14 protein-coding genes and 1 other RNA gene are annotated in these 17326 nt (G+C 64.7%); 3 read left to right on the top strand and 12 right to left on the bottom strand.

Annotation, left to right across the window (positions count from 1 at the left end; translation table 11 throughout):
• Positions 1 to 47 precede the first annotated feature (47 nt).
• The 6 genes from lon to hrpB form a co-directional block, all read right to left on the bottom strand.
• Positions 48 to 2456, bottom strand: coding sequence for an endopeptidase La (gene lon / locus JI59_RS18285; protein WP_007011166.1), 2409 nt, complete (start codon positions 2454 to 2456; stop codon positions 48 to 50).
• A gap of 230 nt (positions 2457 to 2686) precedes the next feature.
• Positions 2687 to 3022 (bottom strand): YbaB/EbfC family nucleoid-associated protein, encoded by a 336-nt coding sequence (locus tag JI59_RS18280; protein WP_038576597.1) that lies wholly within the window; start codon positions 3020 to 3022, stop codon positions 2687 to 2689.
• A gap of 1 nt (position 3023) precedes the next feature.
• Positions 3024 to 4991, bottom strand: coding sequence for a DNA polymerase III subunit gamma/tau (locus JI59_RS18275; protein WP_038577900.1), 1968 nt, complete (start codon positions 4989 to 4991; stop codon positions 3024 to 3026).
• Between the two features lie 143 nt (positions 4992 to 5134).
• An RNA gene (gene ffs, locus JI59_RS26260) (signal recognition particle sRNA small type) lies at positions 5135 to 5229 on the bottom strand.
• Between the two features lie 69 nt (positions 5230 to 5298).
• On the bottom strand, positions 5299 to 5577 hold the full coding sequence (locus JI59_RS18270) for an ETC complex I subunit (RefSeq protein WP_038576594.1): 279 nt from the start codon (positions 5575 to 5577) through the stop codon (positions 5299 to 5301).
• A 95-nt stretch (positions 5578 to 5672) separates the two neighbouring features.
• Positions 5673 to 8171: an ATP-dependent helicase HrpB gene (gene hrpB / locus JI59_RS18265; protein WP_007011170.1), complete on the bottom strand. Its 2499-nt coding sequence runs from the start codon at positions 8169 to 8171 to the stop codon at positions 5673 to 5675.
• Between the two features lie 140 nt (positions 8172 to 8311).
• On the opposite strand from hrpB, the gene JI59_RS18260 reads away from it, so the two are divergent.
• Positions 8312 to 10264: a putative bifunctional diguanylate cyclase/phosphodiesterase gene (locus JI59_RS18260; protein WP_238532447.1), complete on the top strand. Its 1953-nt coding sequence runs from the start codon at positions 8312 to 8314 to the stop codon at positions 10262 to 10264.
• Between the two features lie 43 nt (positions 10265 to 10307).
• On the opposite strand, the gene JI59_RS18255 is transcribed toward JI59_RS18260, so the two are convergent.
• Both JI59_RS18255 and JI59_RS18250 read right to left on the bottom strand, forming a co-directional pair.
• The gene (locus JI59_RS18255) at positions 10308 to 11081 is read right to left on the bottom strand and encodes a hypothetical protein (protein WP_007011172.1); all 774 of its coding nucleotides are present in this window, start codon (positions 11079 to 11081) and stop codon (positions 10308 to 10310) included.
• Between the two features lie 89 nt (positions 11082 to 11170).
• Positions 11171 to 12187 carry a polyprenyl synthetase family protein gene (locus JI59_RS18250; protein WP_013833279.1) on the bottom strand — a complete coding sequence of 339 codons (1017 nt, stop codon included), beginning with the start codon at positions 12185 to 12187 and terminating at the stop codon, positions 11171 to 11173.
• Positions 12188 to 12297: 110 nt separating this feature from the next.
• On the opposite strand from JI59_RS18250, the gene JI59_RS18245 reads away from it, so the two are divergent.
• Positions 12298 to 12597, top strand: a complete 300-nt coding sequence (locus JI59_RS18245; RefSeq protein WP_007011174.1) for a chorismate mutase — start codon at positions 12298 to 12300, stop codon at positions 12595 to 12597.
• A gap of 17 nt (positions 12598 to 12614) precedes the next feature.
• On the opposite strand, the gene JI59_RS18240 is transcribed toward JI59_RS18245, so the two are convergent.
• From JI59_RS18240 to JI59_RS18225, 4 genes are all read right to left on the bottom strand, one after another.
• Positions 12615 to 12818 carry a hypothetical protein gene (locus JI59_RS18240; protein WP_007011175.1) on the bottom strand — a complete coding sequence of 68 codons (204 nt, stop codon included), beginning with the start codon at positions 12816 to 12818 and terminating at the stop codon, positions 12615 to 12617.
• A 99-nt stretch (positions 12819 to 12917) separates the two neighbouring features.
• Positions 12918 to 14324: a sensor histidine kinase gene (locus JI59_RS18235; protein ID WP_007011176.1), complete on the bottom strand. Its 1407-nt coding sequence runs from the start codon at positions 14322 to 14324 to the stop codon at positions 12918 to 12920.
• 7 nt (positions 14325 to 14331) lie between these two features.
• A complete protein-coding gene (locus JI59_RS18230) occupies positions 14332 to 15009 on the bottom strand; it encodes a response regulator transcription factor (RefSeq protein ID WP_007011177.1) in 678 nt (225 codons plus the stop codon).
• Between the two features lie 77 nt (positions 15010 to 15086).
• On the bottom strand, positions 15087 to 15392 hold the full coding sequence (locus JI59_RS18225; protein ID WP_007011178.1) for a PepSY domain-containing protein: 306 nt from the start codon (positions 15390 to 15392) through the stop codon (positions 15087 to 15089).
• Positions 15393 to 15524: 132 nt separating this feature from the next.
• Between JI59_RS18225 and JI59_RS18220 the strand changes: the two genes are divergently transcribed.
• Positions 15525 to 17321: an ABC-F family ATP-binding cassette domain-containing protein gene (locus JI59_RS18220; RefSeq protein ID WP_007011179.1), complete on the top strand. Its 1797-nt coding sequence runs from the start codon at positions 15525 to 15527 to the stop codon at positions 17319 to 17321.
• Positions 17322 to 17326 lie beyond the last annotated feature (5 nt).

Here is a 17326-nt window from a genome sequence, read left to right as displayed (position 1 = left end):
CGGGGCGCCGGCTTATCCTAATGGAATTGCAGGCTCCCGATTTGCCTTCAGTGTGCGGTTGCCGAGGGAGAGGAGCTGTGCGCGGGGGCCGCGGCCAATTCGTCGGCCTCGGTCCACTCGATTTCTTCCAGCGCCTCCGTAAGCGCTCGCGAGAGCACTTCATCGACATGGGAGACCGGGATGATTTCCAGGTCTTCCTTCACGTTCTCGGGGATTTCGGCAAGATCCTTGCGGTTCTCCTCCGGAATGAGAACGGTGGTAATTCCGCCGCGCAGTGCCGCCAGGAGCTTTTCCTTGAGGCCGCCGATCGGCAGGACGCGGCCGCGCAGCGTAACTTCGCCGGTCATGGCGATATCCTTGCGCACCGGAACCCCGGTCAGGGTCGAGACGATCGAGGTGACCATCCCGATACCGGCCGAAGGACCGTCCTTGGGCACCGCACCTTCGGGAAGGTGGATGTGGATGTCCTTCTTCTGGAATACCGAAGGCTTGATGCCATAGGCCGGCGAACGCGCCTTCACGAAGCTGAAGGCGGTCTGGATCGATTCGTTCATCACTTCACCCAGCTTGCCGGTCGCCTTGATGGCGCCCTTGCCCGGGACGGTGACGCTTTCGATCGTCAGCAGTTCGCCGCCAACTTCGGTCCAGGCAAGCCCGGTGACGGCGCCGACCTGGTTCTCTTCCTCGCCCACGCCGTGGCGGAACTTGCGCACGCCGGCAAAGTCGGAAAGGTTTTCAGGCGTGATCGTCACGCTCGTCGCCTTGCCTTCAAGGATCTGGCGCAGCGACTTGCGGGCCAGGCGCGCAATCTCGCGCTCCAGCGTACGCACACCGGCTTCGCGGGTGTAGTAGCGGATCAGGTCACGCAGGCCTTCCTCGGTCAGCGTGAATTCCTCGTCCTTGAGGCCATGCACTTCCACCTGCTTGCGGATCAGGTGACGCTCGGCGATCTCGACCTTCTCGTCCTCGGTGTACCCCTCGAGGCGGATGATCTCCATGCGGTCGAGCAATGCCTGCGGCAGGTTGAGGCTGTTCGCAGTGCACACGAACATCACGTCGGACAGGTCGAAGTCCAGCTCCAGGTAGTGGTCCTGGAACTTCGCGTTCTGTTCGGGATCGAGCACTTCGAGCAGAGCCGAGGCAGGGTCGCCGCGGAAGTCCTGACCCAGCTTGTCGATCTCGTCGAGCAGGAACAGCGGGTTCGACTTACCGGCCTTCTTGAGGTTGGTAATGATCTTGCCCGGCAGCGAGCCGATGTAGGTGCGGCGGTGGCCGCGGATCTCGGCCTCGTCGCGCACACCGCCCAGCGACTGGCGGATGAACTCGCGCCCGGTCGCCCTGGCGATCGACTTGCCGAGCGAGGTCTTGCCCACGCCCGGAGGACCCACGAGGCACAGGATCGGCCCCTTGAGCTTGTTGGTGCGCGCCTGAACGGCGAGATACTCGATGATGCGGTCCTTGACCTTGTCGAGCGCGTAATGATCGGCATCGAGGATCGTCTGCGCCTCGGAAATGTCGCGCTTGAGCTTCGACTTCTTGCCCCAGGGCAGGCCGAGCAGGACATCGAGGTAATTGCGGATGACCGTCGCCTCGGCGCTCATCGGCTGCATGGACCTGAGCTTTTTCAGCTCGCCCATTGCCTTTTCGCGGGCTTCCTTCGAAAGCTTGGTCTTCTCGATCTTCTCCTGCAGTTCCTGCAGTTCGTTCGCTTCCTCGCCGTCGCCGCCGCCCAGCTCCGACTGGATCGCCTTGAGCTGTTCGTTGAGGTAGTACTCGCGCTGCGTCTTCTCCATCTGCCGCTTCACACGGCCGCGGATCTTGCGCTCCACCTGCAGGACGCCAAGTTCGCCTTCCATGAAGGAATAGACCATCTCGAGGCGCTTGAGCGGATCGGCCTCGGAGAGGACAGCCTGCTTGTCCGAAACCTTAGCCGACAGCTGGGCTGCGACCGTGTCGGCCAGCTTGCCCGCGTCGTCGATCTCGCCGAACTGGTCGCCCGCATCCTGCGAGAGCTTCTTGTTGAGCTTGGCGTACTCGTTGAACTGTTCGACCACCGAGCGCATCATCGCTTCGACTTCGGTGCCCTCGGACTCGCTGGCCTCGATCTTCTCCACCTGCGCTATGAGCATTTCGCCTTCGGCAGTTTCCTCGCCGCGCAGCGATTCGATGCGGGCGCGCTCCTGGCCTTCGACCAGCACGCGCACGGTTCCGTCGGGCAGCTTGAGCAACTGCAGCACGCTGGCGATCACGCCGGTATCATAAAGGTCGTCGCGATCGGGATCGTCGCAGCCGGGGTCGAGCTGCGCGAGCAGGAAGATATCCTTCTCGCCGGCCATGGCGGCTTCGAGCGCAGCCACGGATTTCTCGCGACCGACGAAGAGCGGCACGACCATGCCGGGGAAGACGACGATGTCACGCAGGGGAAGGAGTGGAAGCAGGTTCACAGTCATATCCATTTCATCGCGAGCGGGACGATCTCGGTCAGATCTCCCGTCAATCCGGGACGATATGGGGAGTTCTGCCCACTACGCAATGCATAGATTGCCAAAGACTGTGGAACCGGTGGCATTCCCACAGGCAATTATACTTATAAACAAAACCCCGGCGCGATAGGCACCGGGGTTTTGCAATGCATGGCAAAGCGCCTCCCGAAGAAGGCCATTTCGTAGCTGGAATCTCAGGGACCTCAGAACGGCATCTTGAAACCCGGCGGCAGGCCCATGCCCTGCTGCGCCTTGGCCAGTTCCTCGTTCGCAACCGAATCCGCCTTTACGCGCGCGTCGTTGTAGGCGGCGGCGATCAGGTCCTCGAGCATCTGCTTTTCGGTCGGCTGCATCAGGCTGTCGTCGATCGAAACGCCGATGACGCGGCCCTTGGCCGAGCAGCGGATCTTGACGAGACCGCCGCCCGAAAGGCCTTCGACTTCCATCGAATCCAGCTTCGCCTGGGTCTCGTTCATCTGCTTCTGGATGGTCTCGGCAGCCTGCTGGGCAGCCTGGATCATCTCTTCCATGGATTTCATTTCAACGTCTCCACTGTCGACCGCCGCCGCCAATTGCGGCCGGGCGGTCATCCTGTATCAATTCGGCTCCGGGAAAGGCTGCCATCGTAGCGGCCACGAGCGGCGCATTGCGCACGGCCTCGCCTTCGGCTGCCTGCTGCGTCTCGGCTATCTCGACGATCGTCGGCGCGCCCTGCCCATCCACTTTCTCGACCTGCCAGCGCTCGCCGGTCGCCTTCGAGAGTGCGCCGCGCATGAGACCGGCGATGTCCTCGCTGAAGCCGGGCGGCTGCGAATAGCGCAGGAGCCCTGCACCCAGTTCGACAACGCGGACCTGCATGCGCATGGTGTTTGCAACCGAGAGCTCGCCCATGTGCTCGACATCGTCGACCAACGCTTCCCAGCGCGGCGCGATGGCGGCAGGAGCCGTTGCATGCGCGGCCGGTCCGCCTGCGCTCGGTCCGCCTTCACCAGCAGGCGCCGCCGCGGGCGCCCGCGCCGCGATCTCTTCCAGCTTGCGCACCAGCGCGCCCGGATCGGGCATATCAGAAGCATGCATGATCCGCAGCAGCGCCATCTGCGCAGCCACCAGCGGATCGGGGGCGGACTTCACTTCGTCATGCCCCTTGAGCATGAGCTGCCAGAGGCGATGAACCTGTCCGGCCTTGAGCGCCTTGGCCCAGCCCTCGATCGCTTCTCGTTCCTCCGCCGCATGCGCATCGACCACTTCGCCGGCCACTTGCGCGACGGCGACGCGATGCGTGAGGTCCATGAGGCCGCGCATCATCGCAATCGGCTCGATCCCGAGCGAGAATTGCCTCGCGATCAGTTCCAGGAGGGCCGCGCCGTCACCGTCGAGGATCGCGCTCAGCAACTTGCGCTGAACCGACTTGTCGGAAAGGCCCAGCATGTCGCGGACTTTCTCGGCCCGCACCTGCCCCTCGCCGTCGAGATCGGCATGGGCGATGGCCTGGTCGAGAATGGACAAGCCGTCGCGCACCGACCCTTCGGCGGCCGCGGCCACCATCGAGAGCGCTTCCTCCTCGGCCTCCACGCCTTCCTTGCCGCAGACATTGGCGAAATGCTCTGCAAGCATCGGCGTCGGGATGCGCCGCAAGTCGAACCGCTGGCAGCGCGAGAGAACCGTGACCGGCAGCTTGTCCACTTCGGTGGTCGCGAAGAGGAACTTCACGTGGGCCGGCGGCTCCTCAAGCGTCTTGAGCAAGGCATTGAATGCATTGCGCGACAACATGTGGACTTCGTCGATGATGTAGATCTTGTAGCGCGCGGAAACGGCGGCGTAGCGCACTGCCTCGATGATCTCGCGCACGTCGTCGACGCCGGTATGCGAAGCCGCGTCCATCTCGATCACGTCGATATGGCGCCCTTCGGCAATGGCAACGCACGGTTCGCACCGGCCGCAAGGATTGATCGTCGGGCCGCCCTGCCCGTCGGGACCTATGCAGTTCAGCGCCTTGGCGATGAGGCGCGCGGTCGACGTCTTGCCGACACCGCGCACGCCGGTCATCAGGAAGGCATGGGCCAGCCGGTCGCGCTTGATCGCATTGGCGAGGGTCTGCACCATCGCCTCCTGCCCGATCAGTTCGTCGAAAGTCTGCGGACGGTACTTGCGGGCGAGCACGCGATAGGGCTGGGCCGAAGTCCCGGCAGGAGGGTTCGCCGAAGCTGGCTTGGGAGCCGCTATGGGTGCTTCAGCTTTCGGCTCGGGGGCGGCGGGTTCCGGTGCAGGCGCAAGTTCTGGTGCAGCTTCGGGTTCCGCAACCGCCTCGAACAACGCCGGCGATTCGGCTTGGGGGCCCGGGTCTGCAGCGTCGGTCGCTGGCGGCGCTGTGGGCGGTGCCGGTTCGGGATCACCGAACATGGAGGCTTGCCCGGCCGCTTCCAACTCGGCTGCCGAGGCGGGAGTCTCCTCCTCTTCCTCATCCTGCCAGGGGGGCGCATCGCCGAACATGTCGCGTGAATCGTCCATCACCATCCAAACTAGGCGCTGGCGAGCCGGTTGTCAGGGGGAAAGGCGAATGCTCCACAGTCTGTCCCCGGCCAAGTTGCTGGCAGAGCGCGAAGGCACGTGGCCCTGCGGCAAGACGCCTCGACCGAGCCGTAACGATGTGGGGTAAAGGAGCCGAGCGACCCGTCGCAATCCGTTGTGGCTGCTTCCTTCCGGACCTGACCAGGTTCGCGAACGCAAACGTCCACCCGACTCCCGGGCCGCCATATGGCTGGCGTTCGCCCGGATTGCAAGACCCGGTTCACGAACCGGGTGCAACTATTTCAGATCAGCGGAAATTGTCGGCGTAGGCCTGAATCTTCAGGCGGCGCGGCGGCGTGGAATGAATCACCGCGTCGATGCCGTAGCGTTCGGCGTATGCCCGCGCTTCCTCACAAGTGGGGAACCTCAGCTGGACCTGCTGTTTCATGTCGCCGGAACCGGCCCAACCCATCAGGGGATCGGGCTGCTTCGCTTCTGCGGGAACGAAATCGAGGACCCACTGATCCAGCAGTGCCTTGCCGGACTGCATGGCATTTTTCGGGCGCTGATAGATACGTGCACTCATGGCGGTCGCTTTGCCTCCGAATCGCGCCGGAAATCAAGCCGGAATCACACTTCCCCCGATTGTCTTCCCGATCCTGCCGTTTGCGGGTACGGATCTCAGCGCCTGCGCGAGGCTTCGAAGGCATTGCGGGTCTTGAGGCTGGGGTCTTCGGCCCAGGGTTCGTCCGGCCAGCGATGCCTGGGATAGCGCCCCTTCATGTCGCGCTGCACGTCGCGCCACGATCCACGCCAGAAGCCGGGCAGATCGCGCGTCGTCTGGATCGGCCGCCCCGCAGGCGACGTCAGCTTGAGCAACAGAGGTTGCGGCGGCTGACCGAACGTCGGATGGCTATCGAGGCCGAAAAGCCCCTGCACGCGCACTTCCACGCTGGGCCCGCCCTCGTCTTCGTAGTCGATCGCATGGCTCGATCCGGCCGGGCTGCGAAACTCCGCCGGGGCCAGCCGTTCGAGCACCTGCAGGTCGTCCCAGGTCAGGCGCCCCAGCAAGGCCGCGTGCAAGGCGCCCTTGTCGATGGCGTCGAGGCGACGACCGACGAGAGGCCCCAGCCATGTATCGAGATCGGCCAGCATCGCCTCCTCGCCCAGCGCCGACAGCCCGGCGAATCGGGCGCGGCGCAGCAGCGACAGGCTGCTCTTGCCGAACGGCACCAGAGCCAGCCCCTTCTCGCGCACCCGGTCGAGCAGGAATGCCGCAATGGCGTCGGGATCGGGAGACGGATCGGGCCCGCTCGCCAGGGTAATCGCGCCAAGCCGCCGCTGCTGGCGGGCCTCGACCCGGCCTTCGGCCTCGTTCCAGCGCAGGATCGAGCGCCGCTCGATCCGCTCTGCCAGCCAGGTCTCGACCTCGGAAGGCTCCAGCGAAGCGCCGGAAAGGATGCGCGCGCCTTTCGCCTGCCCCTGCGCATCGCCGATCACCATCCAGTCGCGCGAGGCGAGCGGCGATGTCGGGTCGAGAATGTAGCCCCTGCCCCCTGCGGAGAGCCAGGTCTCACCCGAAGCATCGCGGCGACGCGCGACCATGTCGGGCCGCCCCAACGCAAGAAGCACGCCAACCGGTACATCGCCGCCAGCCGTGTCTTTCGCCACGTCCCTCGCGACGTCCTGTGCCCCGTCATCGCGCCTCGCCTTAACCAGCGCCGAAGCGCGGCGGGACCAGCCATCTGCCAGCCTGCGAGAGGCTTGCGCGCGCGCAGAGCGGTCGCTCTCCCAGCGCGCGAGGCGCTGCGCCAGATCCTCGCTGCGACCACCCAGACCGCGTTCCTGCAGCAGCAGGGCCAACCGGGCAGCCACGTTCTCTGCCCCGAAATCCGCTGCGCGCAGCACCATGGCCGCCTGCGCCGGATCGAGCGGCAGGCTTGCCATCTCGCGGCCGAAAGGTGTGATCCGCCCTTCCGCGTCAAGCGCTCCGAGGGCTGCAAGCTGGCTGCGCGCGGCATCGAGCGCGGGCGGCGGAGGAGGATCGAGCCAGGGCATGGCTGCCGGATCGCCCGCCCCCCACTGCGCCAGCGATAGCGTCAGCGGCGCCAGATCGCTGGTCAGCATTTCGGGAGGATCGAATTCAGGACGGCCCGCGTGGCCCGCCTCTTCCCACAGGCGATAGGCCGTTCCGGGCTGCTGACGCGCGGCGCGCCCTGCGCGCTGGGCCGCCGAAGCCCGGCTCGCCCGATGCGTCACGAGCCGGGTCACGCCCGCTGCCTTGTCGAATTCCGCGCGGCGCGAAAGACCGCAGTCCACCACTACCGAAACGCCGTCGAGCGTGAGCGAGGTCTCGGCAATCGCGGTCGACAGTACGACACGGCGACGCCCCTGCGGATCGCGGCGAATGGCAGTGCGCTGCGCGGCCGGCTCGCACTGGCCATGCAGCGGCAGCACAAGTGCGGTTGGCAGCTTCTCCGCCAGACGCTCGGCCGCTCGGTCGATCTCGCGCACACCCGGCAGGAACGCGAGGATATCGCCGTCTTCTTCGCGCCATGCAGCAAGGATCGCAGATGTCACCGCATCTTCAATCCGCTGATCGGGCAAAGCGCCGCGCCAGCGGATCGCCAGTGGCCAGGACTTGCCCTCGCTTTCGATCACGGGCGCATCGCTTCCGAGCAGGCGCGCGAACCGCGTACCGTCTATCGTTGCCGACATGACCACCACGCGCAGGTCGTCGCGCAAGACTTCGCGCGTTTCGAGAGCGAGCGCGAGGCCGAGATCGCTGTCGAGATGACGCTCATGCGCCTCGTCGAAGAGGACCGCGCTGACCCCCGGCAACTCCGGGTCGGAGAGGATCGAGGAAACGAAGATCGCCTCGGTCATCACCAGCACTCGCGTCCTCCCGGAGCGCTTCGTATCGAGACGCGTCACGTAGCCGATCGTCTCACCCGCCTTCTCGCCAAGCATTTCGGCCATGCGCTCTGCAGCGGCGCGCGCCGCCACGCGGCGCGGGGACAGCAGGATGACCGTGCCGTCGCACCAGGGCTCGCCCAGCAAGGCGGGCGCCACAGCCGTCGTCTTGCCCGCACCGGGCGGCGCGATCAGCACGCAGGCGGTGCGGTCTCTCAGGGCCTGAAGGAGGTCCGGCAGGACGGCGTGGATCGGCAGAGTCGTCACACCCGGTCCCTTAGATTGTGTGCCAAGCCGAAGGAAGGCCTCACCAGAACCCGTGCAGACGCATCCGTCCTAGTGCGCGCATGGCATGTACCAATCGTCAATCATTGTTGGATAACTGAGCACGTCAGGAGTCTAATGATTTGGCAGACGAAATGCGCAGGCAGCCGCGGCTTTACAGGCCAGGTGAATTCCCGCTCGCGGTGGCGCAGTACCTTCGCCTGCGCGAGCAGATACCGCCGCTGTACGGGCTGGTCGCGGTCAATTCCGCCATCTTCGCCTTCACCCACCGCAATCTTGCGCCTGAATACCTGACGCTATCGATTCCAGCCGGCCTCATCGCATTCAGCATCATGCGTATGCTCATGTGGATACGCCCGGTGACGAAGAGGGATCTGGACCCCGAGCGCGCCAGGCGACGCCTGCGCGTGACGCTCTATCTTTCCGTGCTGCTGGCCATGGCCTGCCTCGTCTGGGCCACTGTGCTCGTCCAGTACGGCGGCCCTTATGAACGCGGCCACTTCGCGATCTTCATCGCCGTCACAGTGCTGGGCTGCACATTCTGCCTGAACTTCCTGCCGGTGGCCGCGACATTGGTGAATGTCTCGGTCCTGGGCATTTTCCTGGCCTATACCTGGTATTCCGGCAACACGGTCATGCTCGCCATTGCCGTCAATGTCTCGCTGGTCTCACTCGTCGTTCTGAAGATCCTGCGCGATTCCTATGCTTCCTTCGTTCATCTGGAGAACACGCAAAGGGACCTGACCGCCGAGCGGCGCCAGGCTCAGGTACTGGGCGAGGAGAACGCCCGTCTCGCCATGACCGACGCCCTCACCGGCCTGCCGAACCGACGCTATTTCTTCGCAACTCTCGAACGGCTACTGGAATGCGCACAGCCGCAGGACAGCTTCTGCGTCGGGCTGATCGACCTCGACCGTTTCAAGCCGATCAATGACACGCACGGCCACGTACAGGGCGACCGGCTGCTACAATTGCTGGGCGAGCGCATCATGACTTTGTGCCCGGCCGACGTCATCGTCGCGCGGCTGGGCGGGGACGAATTCGGCATCATCTCCTTTGGCGGGATCGAACAGGCAGAGGCTGTCACGCACACCCTGTTCTCTGCGATCCGGCAGCCCGCGAGACTGGGCGATGTCATCGTTTCGGTCGGGTGCTCCGCCGGACTTGCCCCATACCCCGCGGCGGCAAGTTCAGCGAGCGTCCTGTACGACCATGCCGACTTCGCTCTTTATCACGCGAAGAAGAACAAGCGCGGGCAGTGCGTGCGCTTCACTTCCGAGCTGGAGAAGCTCATCCGTTCCGAACAGGCGCTTGATTCAGCGCTTCAGGCGGCCGATCTCATGACTGAACTTTCGGTCGTGTTCCAGCCGATCATCAACACCGAAACGATGATCCCCAAGGGCGTCGAATGTCTCGCCCGGTGGAATTCCCCGATCATCGGCCGGGTCCCGCCCGAGATGCTGATCGCTGCGGCAGAGCGCGTGGGCCGGGCGCGGCAGGTGACCCTGGCCCTGTTCGACAAGGCACTGGCCTCGCTCGATCGCATTCCCGAGGACATGGGCCTGACGTTCAACCTGTCGGGCAAGGACGTCGGCGACGCGGAAACCATCGATGCCCTGCTCGAGCGGATCAGGGCCATGGTCCATTCGCCGCGCCGACTGCTGTTCGAGATCACCGAAAGCTCCCTGATTGCCGAGCTCGACAATGCCCGCAGCGCCCTGAAGCGCCTGCGCCGCACCGGCGTGCGCATAGCGCTGGACGATTTCGGCACCGGCTACTCGAGCCTCTCCTCGCTTCACCAACTGCCCCTCGACATGGTCAAAATCGACCGCAGCTTTGCAGCAAGGCTCGATGAAACGAAGGGCCGACGGCTGATCGAGGCGATCCGCAGTCTGGCCCGCGCTTTGTCGCTGGACTGCGTGATCGAGGGCATCGAAACCGAGAACCAGCTCCTGAGCGCCCGCGTGGCCGGCTTCACGCTGGCGCAGGGGTTCTTCATCGCGAGGCCCATGCCGCTCGATGATCTGATCGAGCATATCGACAGGGTCCGGCCGCAGGCGATTCGCGCCGCCTGACCTGCAACACCACGCTGCCCACCGTCCGGCGAGCGCAAAGCGCCTAACCGGCGAGCTTCGAGCCGTAGTCGATCCGGATGCGGACCCAGGTGCCAAGCTGCGGCTTGCCGTTGATGCGCGGCGGAACCACCTGGAACTGCCACGCCGCACTCTGCACCGCGCGGCCATACCCCGAACCGCGCGGCGATTCGCCGAGGATCTGGCAGTTTTCGACCTTGTAGTTCTCAATCGTCTGACAGGCGATTTCGCCCCATCCGGTGCGCGGGGCATTGGCGGGAATGTAGCCACCGAGTTCGGCACCGCTGGGTTCACGGTACCACTGGGCACGGTAGAGAATTGCACCGCCCGGCCCTTCGCCCGGCCCGTATGCGGAACCGGAGCCGCTCCCCGATTCGCTGCTGACGGCAGGGGCCGGCGCCTTCATCTGTCCGATGTCCGCTGACGCGAAATCCTCGTGCGAGAGCTTCAGGAAGGTGAAGGCGGGCTTCTTCACGACAGGCGTTTCAACCGGCGGCGTGATGACCGGAGGCTTCTTCACCTCTTCCTTCTGGACCGGCTCGACCTTCTTCTTTTTCTCTTTCTTTTCCTCGGCCTTGGGCTTGTCCTTGGCTTTCTCGCCCTTGTCCTTTTCCTGGCCGGTGACATCGAAGGTAACCGGATTGTTGCGCTTCTCCGGCATGCTGACCACCCCGCTCTGATAAATCGCCAGAAGCAGGACGAGCGCGATCACGCCCGCGGACAGCAGGGACGAGACGATACGTTGGCGGGGCGAACCGGGCTGGTAGCCGGTGACAGCCCGATTGAGCTCGGAGCGCATGGGCGGCCTCAATAGGGACCGAAACTGCGCATCGCAATTACGGCCTTGCTGCAGGTGCCCGCAATCTGACGAACCGTTGCTTAACCGCGTCAGTACCGGCGCGCGACGGCGAATTCGACCGCTTCAGCCATGGCATTGCGCGCTTCGCCGGACGGGAAGCCCGCAATCGAATCGATGGCGCGCTGGGCGAAGTGGCGGGCCCGCTCGCGGGTCGCCTCGACGCACTTGTGGCGATTGATCAGTTCGACCGCGTGGGCAAGGTCCTCGTCCTCGGTGCGGAAGCCGGCAATGGCTTCCTGCCAGAACTTGCGTTCTTCCTCAGTGCCTCGGGCATAGGCGAGGATGACCGGAAGGGTCATCTTGCCCTCGCGGAAGTCATCGCCCTTGTCCTTGCCCGATTCGGCAGCTTCCGAATCGTAGTCGATCGCATCGTCGACAAGCTGGAAGGCGATCCCGAGATTGCGTCCATAGGCATCGAGCGCCTGCTCTTCGGCTTCGCTCTTCTCGGCCACGACCGCGGCGATCCGGGTCGCCGCCGCAAACAGCGCCGCAGTCTTCGAACCGATGATCTGGAGGTAGTGCTCCTCGCTCGTCTCGATCTTGCGCTGGGCGGTCAGCTGGTCGACTTCGCCCTCGGCGATGATCGAACTGGCCTTCGACAGGATCTTGAGGACGCGCAGGCTGCCGTCCTCGACCATGAGTTCGAAAGCGCGGGTAAACAGGAAGTCGCCCACCAGGACCGTCGCCGGATTGCCGAAGACGATATTGGCCGCCGCCTTGCCGCGCCGCAGGTCGGAACCATCGACGACGTCGTCGTGCAGCAGGGTCGCGGTGTGAATGAATTCGACGGCCGCCGCCAGCTTGTGGTGACGGGTACCCTGGTAACCGCACAGCTCGGCCGCCGCGACCGTCAGCATCGGGCGCATGCGCTTGCCGCCGCCGGAGATCAGATGTCCGGCAAGCGCCGGTATCAGCGGGATCTCGCTTTGCATGCGGTCGAGAATGACGGAATTGACGCTGTTCATGCCTGCCGCAGTCAGGGCGAGCATGGGAGCCAGGGAGGGCTGCGTCTCACGTGAACGCAGGTTAATCACTTGTGCAGTCATCGCCCCGCGCATTGCGCTTTCAGCGGCTTGAACGCAAGTGGCAATGCCGCCCGGAGCGCCATTTGCGCAGGCTGGCACAGTAACAAGAGCCGTGCTAGCGGGGCTCCACCATGACCCAGGACACTCCCGCCACCGATCCGGTGCTCGCCGGCTTCCGATCCAGCATCGACAATATCGATGCCGCCCTGATCTTCATCCTGGCCGAGCGCTTTCGGATCACCCAGGCCGTCGGCGCCTACAAGGCCGAGAAAGACTTGCCCGCTTCCGATCCCGGCCGCGAGGAACGGCAGATCGCGCGCCTGCGCAAATTGGCGGAGGACGCGAATCTCGATCCCGACTTCGGCGAGAAGTTCCTGCGCTTCATCATCGACGAAGTGATCCGCCATCACCAGCAGGCAAAGGCCGGCTGAGCCGGCCTTTCGGGCTATTACTCTTCCACATAGTCCTGAAGTTTGCTCATCAGGGTCTGGATGCGCGTGGCGGCATCGGTGAACGTCTTCACGTCATCGTGATTGCCGTTGCCGCGCGCTTCCTTCGCTGCCTCGACGTAGCCTTCCATGTCGGCTTCGAGGGCATCGACGAGGATTTCGACTTCGTCCTGCGTGAGCGACAGTTTGATGGTCTCGTTCATGGGTACTCCTTGATTTTCGAACGCCGCCAATGAAGCGGCAGGGCCGGCGCTGCAACCACGCACGTGGCGCGCATCCCCAGCTTCCGACCCCGCATTCCTTCAAGTCGCGGTGCGCGGCAGCTGCAACTTGACCAGCAGGCCGCCCAGGTCCTCGCTCTCGTCGAGTTCGACCCTTCCGCCATAGATTTCCACCACGTCGCGGACAATGGCAAGGCCAAGCCCGGTGCCGGGCTTGCCGGTATCGAGACGGGCCCCGCGATCGAAAATGCGGGTGCGCTCGGCAGCCGGGATCCCCATGCCGTCGTCCTCGACCCAGATCTCGCAGAACTGCGGGTCGTGCCCCGCATCGACCGTGACGAAGACGCTGCCTCCGCCATACTTGGCGGCATTCTCGATCAGATTGCCGAGAATCTCCTCGAGGTCCTGTTTCTCCACCGCGACGGTCACGCCGTGATTGCCATCGAGGTCGAAGCGCGTGTCATCGTAAAGGCGCTGGACGGCGCGCAGCACTGCCTCGAGGCTCGGCCACACGCTGGCACGCGACATCCCGGCCGCGCGGCGCCCGACGGCCCGGGCCCGGGCCAAGTGGTGATCGACCTGCCGCCGCATCACCGCCGCTTCGCGGATCACCGTGTCGGACAGGTCGGGCGACTTGGCCGTGGCCGCATTCATGATGACCGTCAGCGGCGTCTTGAGCGCATGGGCCAGGTTGCCGGCGTGGCGACGCGCTTCTTCCGCCTGCAGTTCGGTATGCGACAGAAGGGCATTGAGTTCGTCGACCAGCGGCTCGACTTCCTGGGGCAGCGGGTCGGTCACGCGGCTGGCGCCCGTCGTTCGCAGCTTCTGGATCGCGCGGCGCACATGGCGCAGCGGGAACAGGCCGTACCAGGTCTGCATCCCCGCCATGAGCAGCAAGCCGAAGCCGAGCGCGACGAAGCTGTAGAGGAGTATCGAGCGGATCATCTTGATCTGGTCGTCGAGGTCCTCGCGGCTGGCGGCAACCGTGAACATCCATTCGGTATTGCTGCCCGGCAGGATGATAGAGCGCTCCATGATCCGAAGCGGTTCGCCGGCGAACTGGTCGCTGTCGTAAACGTGCGGCTTGGCGTCGAAATGATCTTCCGGAACGTCGAGGCTGCGGTCCCAAAGCGAGCGCGAGGGAAAATCCTCATGGCCCTTCGCGCGGATCTGCCAGTAAAGGCCGCTGTTCGGTTCGAGGAAACGCTGGTCGCCCAGCGGCCGGATGAAGAACACCTCCCCGTCCGGACCGATCTCGGCCGACCCGATCATGCCGGTGAGCATATAGCCGAGTTGCTCGTCGAAATTGCGGGTGACCAGCGAGGTCAGCGTGCGATCGAGCGCCAGTCCACCGAACAGCAGGAGGATCGAGATCCACCCGGCCGCAATCAGCATCATGCGCCGCGCGAGCGAACCGGTATGGCGGGCCTTCACCGTCTCGGCGACAGTTGCCTCGCTCCCTGCCCCGTCTGCTCGCGGAGCGTCCATCTGCTCCTCAGTTTCGCGGTGCGTCCGCGGGATCGTCGAGGCTGTACCCGAGACCACGGATCGTGGTGATGACATCGGCGCCCAGCTTCTTGCGGATCCGCGTGACGAAGACCTCGATTGTGTTGGAATCGCGGTCGAAGTCCTGATCGTAGATATGTTCGATCAGTTCGGTACGGCTGACCACCTTGCCCTTGTGGTGCATCAGGTAGGACAGCAGCTTGTATTCCTGCGCGGTCAGCTTGACCGGTTCTCCGGCCAGCGTGACGCGGCCCGAACGCGTATCGAGGCGCACGTCGCCCGCCATCAACTCGCTCGAGGTATTGCCAGAGGCACGGCGGATGAGCGCGCGAAGTCGGGCGATCAGTTCCTCGGTCTGGAAGGGCTTGGCGAGATAGTCGTCCGCGCCGGCATCGAGCCCGGCGACCTTGTCCGACCAGGAATCACGGGCGGTAAGTACAAGCACGGGGAAATTGCGCCCTTCCCTGCGCCACATGCCAAGCACGGTGAGGCCGTCGATCTCGGGCAGGCCGAGATCGAGGATGACGGCGTCGTAATCCTCGGTCGATCCAAGGAAATGGCCGTCTTCGCCATCTGTCGACAGGTCGACGGCATAGCCGTTCTGCTCGAGCGTGGTCTTGAGCTGGTTGCCGAGCGTAGGTTCATCCTCGACGATCAGGATGCGCAAATCAGGTCTCCCTTGGAAGTCACCGACGAGATGGGGCGTAAGCCCGCGAGCGTCAAGCGAAGCACAGGCTCGTATCCTCAGCGCGACCGGCCGATGACGCGGCCCGTGCGGGCATCGACATCGACGAAATAGACCTTCCCGTCCTGAATGAATTTCAGGCGATAAGCCATTGCCGCAGGATCATATTCCGGTCCGAGGTACTGCATTCCCGACATTTTCGGAAGCACCTGCTGCTCGATCTCGCGAAGGGAACGCACATTGCCTGCCTTGCGTTCCTTGCGAACCTGCCCCTGCTCTGCGCCCGGCTCGGCATGGACCGGCATGGCGGTCGCAACAAGGCCAAGGGCCGCAACCGATAGAAAAGAGGCAAGAAGTTTTGTCATCCTGACTGGGTGCCTAAGCTTGCGGCATTGAACAAGTCCTGAATGCGGCTCAAAGCTGGCAGCAATGTTTCACTGTTGCGCAGATCCCACGATGCTTGCCAGCCCCCCGCTGCTCGCTGTAGGGCGCCGGCCATGGCAATCGCACCAATTCTCAGCTGGGAAGGCCTTGGCCTGATCCAGGGCTCCGGCTGGCTCTTCCAGGACCTCGACATCAACATCGGCCCGCGCGACCGGCTGGCGCTGATCGGGCGCAACGGCGCCGGCAAGACCACGCTGCTGCGCCTGATTGCAGGCCAGGTCGAGGCGGACAAGGGCAAGCGCTCGATCCAGCCCGGCACCCGCGTCGTCACCCTCGAGCAGGACCCGTTCTTCACCGGCTTCGACACCCTGCTGGATTTCGCGATCAGCGGCGACGATGCGCCGCAGCGCCATGAGGTGGAAGCCATTGCCGACCAGCTCGGCATCGATCTTTCGCGTGAAGCCGCCAGCGCATCGGGCGGCGAGCGCCGCCGCGCCGCGCTGTGCCGGGCGCTGGCCTCCGAGCCCGACCTGCTGCTGCTGGACGAGCCGACCAACCACCTCGACCTTGCCGCGATCGAATGGCTGGAATCCTGGCTGCAGCGCTACAACGGCGCCTTCGTGGTCATCAGCCACGACCGCACCTTCCTGACCCGCCTGACCAATGCGACGATCTGGCTCGATCGCGGATCGCTGCGCCGCAAGGAAGTGGGCTTCGGCGGGTTCGAGGCCTGGGAAGAGGAAGTCCAGAAGGAAGAGACCCGCGCCGCCGAGAAGCTGGACGCCAAGCTCAAGATCGAGGCGCACTGGCTCGAACGCGGTGTCACCGCCCGGCGCAAGCGCAACCAGGGCCGCCTTGCCAAGCTTTGGGAAATGCGCGCCGAACGTGCCGCGATGCTCTCCCCCACCGGCACCGCCAAACTTGCGGTCGCCGGCGACGGCAGCAAGACCAAGTCGGTCATCGTAGCCGAGCACGTGACCAAGCGCTTCGGCGCCGAAGACAACCAGCGCACTGTCATCAAGGATTTCTCGCTGCGCATCCAGCGCGGCGACCGCATCGGCATCGTCGGCGCCAACGGATCTGGCAAGTCGACCCTGCTCAAGATCCTGACCGGCGAACTGACGCCCGACGAAGGCTCGGTCACCCTCGCCAATACCCTGACCACCATCGTCATCGACCAGCAGCGCAGCCTGCTCAAGCCCGACATGAAGCTGCGCGACGTGATCGCGGAAGGCAGCGACTGGGTCGATGTGCGCGGCGTACGCAAGCACGTGCAGGGATACCTCAAGGACTTCCTGTTCGCCCCCGGCCTGATCGACGCCCGGGTGGGCACGCTCTCGGGCGGCGAACAGTCACGCCTGCTGCTCGCCCGCGAATTCGCTCGACCGTCGAACCTGCTCGTGCTCGACGAGCCGACCAACGACCTCGACCTCGAGACCCTCGACCTGCTGCAGGAAGTCATCTCGGACTACGACGGCACGGTCCTGATCGTCAGCCACGACCGCGACTTCCTCGACCGCACCGTCAACCTCACGCTTGGCCTCGACGGGACCGGCCATATCGACATGATCGCCGGCGGCTACGCCGACTGGGAAGCCAAGCGCAAGCAGCGTTCGGCCCCGGCAAAGGCGAAAGCCAAGGCGGAAAGCGCCGCCCCGCCACCACCTGCACCGCCCAAGAAGACCAAGCTGTCCTACAAGGACCAGCGCGACTACGATCTTCTGCCCGGTCGGATCGAGGAACTGGAAGCGTCCATCGCCCGCGACGAGGCGGCCATGGCCGATCCCGATCTCTACACCCGCGACCCGAAGAAGTTCGCCGCCCTCTCCGCCGCGATCGAGAAAGCGCGAGGCGACAAGGAAGCGGCGGAGGAACGCTGGCTGGAACTGGCAGAACAAGTCGAAGGCTGACGCAC

This window comes from Novosphingobium pentaromativorans US6-1, from assembly GCF_000767465.1.
Classification (GTDB): domain Bacteria; phylum Pseudomonadota; class Alphaproteobacteria; order Sphingomonadales; family Sphingomonadaceae; genus Novosphingobium; species Novosphingobium pentaromativorans.
This window is presented reverse-complemented; position numbering and strand designations above follow the sequence as displayed.